We start from the raw sequence: 5,881 nt of genomic DNA, 5'->3' as shown, positions 1-5,881 counted from the left end.
GCGATTATTCAAATATATCGACTTTCCGGCAAAAAACGACAACTATCGCAAACCTCATTTTAGTTTCATAGTCGAATCACTTGAATAATTATTTGATAATGGTTATCATTTAGAGAGTCTTTTTAATTTTAGAAAATGGAGGGAAGATATGCTACGTAAATTTTTTTCTTACTATAAACCGTATAAAGGTTTATTTATACTCGACTTTTCTTGTGCAGTCGTCGCAGGATTACTAGAACTTGGCTTCCCGCTTATCGTAAATCAATTTATTGATAAGTTATTGCCAGGGCAAAACTGGACGCTTATTTTATGGGCTTGTTTCGGTTTACTTGCAGTGTATATGTTGAATGCAGGCTTACAATATGTCGTTACATATTGGGGACATATGCTTGGTGTTAACATTGAAACAGATATGAGGCAGAAATTATTTGATCATATTCAAAAGCTATCATTCAGATTTTTTGACAATAATAAAACAGGTCATTTAATTTCACGTCTTACGAACGATTTAATGGAAATTGGGGAAATTGCTCACCATGGGCCAGAAGATTTATTTATCGCTGTAATGACTTTAGTTGGGGCATTCTCATTTATGATGATGATCAACTGGAAGTTAGCGCTATTAACATTCTTCGTTATTCCATTCTTATTATGGTTAGCGCTGTACTTCAATAAAAAAATGACAGGTACATTTAGACGTTTATTCTCAGACGTTGCTGATTTCAATGCATGTATTGAGAATAACGTTGGTGGTATTCGCGTTGTACAAGCATTCGGGAATGAAAAGTTTGAGAAAGAGCAATTTGCTGTGAACAACGCTCGTTTCCGTACAACGAAATTAATGGCGTATAAAATTATGGCGCTAAATTCGTCAATTAGTTATATGCTTATGCGTCTCGTAACGCTCTTCGTCTTAATATGCGGTACATGGTTTGTTCTGCAAGGAGAATTAACGTACGGTGGATTTATCGGATTCGTTCTATTAACGAATATTTTCTTCCGTCCAATTGAAAAAATTAATGCGGTAATCGAAAGCTATCCGAAAGGGATTGCCGGTTTTAAAAGGTATGTAGAGCTTCTTGAAACAGAGCCTGATATTGTAGACTCTAAAGATGCAATGGAAGTGAAACATGTACATGGCGATATTCAATATAACAACATTACGTTCGGATATGAAAATAAAGAACCGATTTTAAATGATATTAGTTTGAAAATACATGCAGGTGAAACAGTTGCTTTTGTTGGACCATCTGGAGCTGGAAAAACGACGTTATGTAGCTTATTACCACGTTTTTATGAGCAATCATCTGGATCCATTCAAATTGATGGTATTGATACGAAAGACATGACGTTATCTTCACTTCGTAAGCAAATTGGAATTGTGCAGCAAGACGTGTTCCTATTCTCTGGAACGATTCGTGAAAATATTGCTTACGGAAATTTAAAGGCGTCAGAAGCTGAAATTTGGCAGGCAGTAAAAAGTGCGCAATTAGAAGACTTAATTTACTCACAACGAGACGGTTTAGATACCGTTATTGGTGAGCGCGGTGTGAAACTTTCAGGCGGACAGAAACAACGTCTAGCAATTGCTCGTATGTTCTTGAAAAACCCGCCAATTTTAATATTAGATGAAGCGACTTCCGCATTAGACACAGAGACGGAACTTGCGATTCAAAAATCACTTGCTGAACTATCTGTCGGTCGTACAACGTTAGTTATCGCTCACAGACTTGCAACGATTAAAAATGCAGATCGCATCGTCGTTGTAAATAAAGATGGGATTGCAGAACAAGGTTCACATGATGAATTAATTGAGCAAGGCGGGGGATACAGTAGGTTATACGAAGCGCAGTTTAGTTCGTAAATATAATTTGTGCTGAATTAGTGCACTATAAGTACGTAAAAATCTCATATGGGAGGTAATAAAGTATGATTGTAACAACAACGTCTACAATTCAAGGAAAAGAAATTATTGAGTATATCGATATCGTCAATGGAGAAGCGATTATGGGTGCGAATATCGTTCGTGACCTCTTCGCCTCTGTCCGTGACGTTGTCGGTGGTCGTGCTGGCGCTTATGAAAGTAAATTAAAAGAAGCGCGCGACATCGCAATGGAAGAAATGAAAACTTTCGCAAGACAAAAAAATGCGAATGCAATTGTTGGTATCGACGTGGATTATGAAGTGGTTCGCGAAGGGATGCTAATGGTTGCGGTCAGCGGGACTGCTGTCCGTATCTGAAGTAAAAAGCCGTGCTGATGCACGGCTTTTTGTATGCTATGTCGAAGATTCAATATTTCTTGGGAAATGCGGAAGGTCCCGTCGATATATAGGGAAGACATTAGAGTGCTCCTTTACATTTCCGGATTTCAATTAATAATGTTTCGTATTCTTGTTCGAGAGATTTAATGTCATCGTGATGATTTGGTATGGAAATTCGGCCGATGATTTCTGTTAATTTTGTTTGTAATCGTAACAATTCTTGTTCGGTAACGTTTACAGAATCCTCGGTTGTTCTCTTGGTGTATTGCTCGTAATTACCGTGGAATACTCTAGGTTCACTCTCGTCTACTTGTAGAATATGGTCTGCCACAGAGCGAATAAAGGCACGGTCATGGCTAATAAAAAGTATAGTGCCAGGATATTCTTGTAACATGCTTTCTAATTCTTCTTGTGTTGCTAAGTCTAAATAGTTTGTCAAACTTATTTCAGCTTGTGATTTTTGAATTCGTTATTATAAATTTGTGCTTTCGCTAGCGCCTCAGCATCATTTTGAATTTCATTTAATCCATTCGCATCCCCAATAATATAACCTTCAAATGATGAACCAACAAAATCAAAGATGTATTGGAACTGGGAGATAAGCGGTAATGCTTTTAGTTTCGGATTATCGCCGCCAACGATAACAACGTACATTTTTTTGCCTTTCATTTTTTCTTTGAAATGAAGGGATGTATCACGCAAGCTTTGTGACCAGCGATCGATGAAGTTTTTCATATGACCACTCATCCCGTACCAATATAATGGTGTAGCAAAGATAATTGTGTTGTGCTCTAACATGCGCTTCGTTAACTGCTCGTAGTCATCATCTACAGGTTGGAATCCTCCTGCATCATGACGCTGATCTGTAATAGGATAAACTGTGTGATCACGTAAATAAATTTGTTCTGTTTCAATTCCAGCAATCATCATATGTGTTAAAGCTTCCGTATTTCCATTTTGTCTTGAACTGCCGTGTATAACAAACATGTAATCATTCCTTTTCTTTTGCTTTTTTTAGGAGTGAAACGTGTTTTTGCAAATTCGTTTGAATATTGGAAAGCAATGAAATTTGCTTTGTTACTTCATTAAGTTTATCTTCATAAAGCGTAAGGATGCTGCTGCACGGATTGTCGTATAAGTGCGGTTCAATTTCAAGGCAGCGCAGCATCCTTGCCGTCTCTTCTAAATTTAAGCCAATTTGTAAGTACATTTGAATAAGCTCCACTTTTTCGATGGCACTTTCGTCAAAATCACGATAGCCATTTGCGAGGCGCTTCGAAGGGAGTAATCCCTTTTCTTCGTAATGTCTTAGTGATCTTTCGCTAACGCCAGTTTCTTTTGATAACTCCCCGATTCGCAATGCGTTTCACTCCTTTTACATGTATTGTAAACCTTCACACTAATGTGAAGGTCAACTCTGTTTTTTCGCAAAGTAATCTACATGATTTAAAAACACTTGAATAGCTTTAGACGGAATAAAATATTTGCCGCGCACGATGGAGAATGGACGGATGAGTTGTTCATTTGGAATTTCGACGTGGAATAGTTCTTTTGCCAGTAGCTCTTTCCGTACAGTCCAATCAGAAAGTATAGCGATGCCAAGCCCGGCAGCGACAGCTTCCTTTACGCTTTGGATACTACTAAAGGTAAAGAATCGTTTCATTTTTAAATGGTGTTGATGAATAAAGCGATCGCTATAAGCACGTGTTCCGGAACCACTTTCTCTTAATACCCACACTTGATCTTGGAGTGTCCTTTCATTCACTTCCTTTGTGTCGAGCAGTGGATGATTTGGCGGGACGACGAGTTTCATTTCATCTTGCATAAATGTTTCAACGTCAACGTCGGCGTATACGACTTGCCCTTCCACTAAGCCGATATCAATTTGATTAGATCGAAGACTTTGCAAGACGTCTTCTGTATTTGAGATAAAAGTATGGACTTCGACGCGTGGATTTTCATTGGCATAATTAGCTAATATTTTCGGGAGTAAGTATTCGCCAATTGTAAAACTAGCACCGATGCGAAGCGTTCCTGTTACAACGTTATGTAGCTCGTTAATTTCTTGTTTAGCATCTTCGTAAAGAGAGAGCATTTGCTTTGCGTGTATATATAATATGTTTCCGGCCTCGGTCACTTGAACGTGCTTCGGGGATCGTTGAATGAGTGTAGTCCCAAATTCGTTTTCTAAGTTGCGAATGTGCATACTTACGCCAGGCTGTGAAAGGTTTAATAATTCTGCTGCACGAGAGAAGTGTTTCTGTTCAACAACCGTAACAAAAATTTTTAAAATGTCTACGTTCATATCATCTGCTCCTTTCTTTTTCTATCATCTTATCATAAGTATTTCTGATGATAGAGATTTGGTATTGGTATTAAACTTATTATAGAAACTCTCTTATAATGTAAGTAGAAAGAACATGCATGTTCCAATACGATTATTGGAGTGGTTCAAAGTGGAACAAACACTTGTTATACAAAAGAAGAAGCGTTTTGGATTTTCGCAAGGGATTGGGATTACATTATTAATCGCAATTGTGGCGAAATATTTAGCGGAGCTTCCATTTTTAAATATTATGGGACAATTAGTAATTGCTATTCTAATTGGGATGGTTTGGCGTGCGGCAATTGGAGTTCCTCATGATGCGATTGCAGGAACGAATTTCGCGAGTAAGAAATTACTTCGCTTCGGGATCATCTTACTTGGAATGCGATTAAATCTTGTTGATATTGCGAAGGCGGGACCGAAAGTATTGGTTATCGCTGCGGTTGTTATTACATTTACGATTTTCGTTGTATATGGACTAACGAAAGTATTTAAGGTAGAAAAGAAACTTGGGATTTTAACAGCATGCGGGACAGCAATTTGCGGCGCGGCAGCGGTCGTGGCAATTGCGCCGCAAGTGAAAGCAAAAGATGATGAAACGGCAGTTGGGGCTGCAATCATTGCAATTTTAGGTACGATATTTACGCTTATTTATACGTTGTTATATCCAGTGCTTGGCCTATCTCCGTATGGTTATGGTGTATTCTCAGGGGCGACGCTGCATGAAATTGCTCATGTCATCGCAGCTGCGGCGCCAGGAGGAAGCACGGCTGTAGACATCGCAGTTATCGTGAAATTAACGCGCGTTGCAATGCTTGTACCAGTAGCGATTTTAATTGGATTATGGTTTGGTAAGAGTGAAGGTAGCAAAGAAAAGAGATCATGGCGCGACCTTCCAATTCCGTGGTTCATTTTCGGATTTTTAGCGATGAGTGCAGTGCATTCGCTCGGGATTATTCCAGAAGTTGTTGCGGGATATATTGTAGTCATCGCTTATATGCTTATCGCAATGGCGATGGCGGGGCTTGGTTTAAATGTAGAGTTTAAAACGTTCCGTAAGTTAGGAAGCAAAGCATTCGTGGCAGGGCTAATTGGCTCGGTTTGCTTATCGGTGCTTGGATATGTTCTTGTATATGCGTTAGGATTTATGTAGTAAAGGAGAGAGCTGTTCCCGAAGGTATATTTGGGGGCAGCTTTTTCTTATATTTACCTTGCTACGAATGTCGGTATTTGTCGGTAAGTCGATATATTCGAAAAATCGCTGATATAAATGGAGTTGCGCTGATATATTTG

7 protein-coding genes are annotated in these 5,881 nt (G+C 38.8%); 3 read left to right on the top strand and 4 right to left on the bottom strand.

Annotated elements, in window-relative coordinates; all coding sequences use genetic code 11:
- Positions 1–148: 148 nt before the first annotated feature.
- Both MR083_RS25895 and MR083_RS25890 read left to right on the top strand, forming a co-directional pair.
- The gene (locus MR083_RS25895; protein WP_000944623.1) at positions 149–1,864 is read left to right on the top strand and encodes an ABC transporter ATP-binding protein; all 1,716 of its coding nucleotides are present in this window, start codon (positions 149–151) and stop codon (positions 1,862–1,864) included.
- Between the two features lie 65 nt (positions 1,865–1,929).
- A complete protein-coding gene (locus MR083_RS25890) occupies positions 1,930–2,241 on the top strand; it encodes a heavy metal-binding domain-containing protein (protein ID WP_000637523.1) in 312 nt (103 codons plus the stop codon).
- A 100-nt stretch (positions 2,242–2,341) separates the two neighbouring features.
- Here the strand turns inward: MR083_RS25890 and MR083_RS25885 are convergent, their stop codons facing one another.
- The 4 genes from MR083_RS25885 to MR083_RS25870 are packed head-to-tail and all read right to left on the bottom strand — an operon-like array spanning position 2,342 to position 4,567.
- Positions 2,342–2,701 carry a macrolide transporter gene (locus MR083_RS25885; protein ID WP_011040835.1) on the bottom strand — a complete coding sequence of 120 codons (360 nt, stop codon included), beginning with the start codon at positions 2,699–2,701 and terminating at the stop codon, positions 2,342–2,344.
- A gap of 2 nt (positions 2,702–2,703) precedes the next feature.
- On the bottom strand, positions 2,704–3,249 hold the full coding sequence (locus MR083_RS25880; protein ID WP_000497596.1) for a flavodoxin family protein: 546 nt from the start codon (positions 3,247–3,249) through the stop codon (positions 2,704–2,706).
- Positions 3,250–3,253: 4 nt separating this feature from the next.
- Complete coding sequence (locus MR083_RS25875; protein ID WP_001219200.1) at positions 3,254–3,622, bottom strand: MerR family transcriptional regulator; 369 nt, start codon at positions 3,620–3,622, stop codon at positions 3,254–3,256.
- Between the two features lie 51 nt (positions 3,623–3,673).
- On the bottom strand, positions 3,674–4,567 hold the full coding sequence (locus MR083_RS25870) for a LysR family transcriptional regulator (protein ID WP_001100003.1): 894 nt from the start codon (positions 4,565–4,567) through the stop codon (positions 3,674–3,676).
- Positions 4,568–4,718: 151 nt separating this feature from the next.
- On the opposite strand from MR083_RS25870, the gene MR083_RS25865 reads away from it, so the two are divergent.
- Positions 4,719–5,741 (top strand): YeiH family protein, encoded by a 1,023-nt coding sequence (locus MR083_RS25865; protein ID WP_242270059.1) that lies wholly within the window; start codon positions 4,719–4,721, stop codon positions 5,739–5,741.
- Positions 5,742–5,881: the final 140 nt, after the last annotated feature.

The sequence above is a fragment of the Bacillus cereus group sp. BfR-BA-01408 genome (assembly GCF_022663305.1).
In the GTDB taxonomy this organism is placed as follows: domain Bacteria; phylum Bacillota; class Bacilli; order Bacillales; family Bacillaceae_G; genus Bacillus_A; species Bacillus_A pacificus.
Note: the sequence above shows the minus strand (reverse complement) of the source record. Positions and strands in the feature narration are given on the sequence as shown.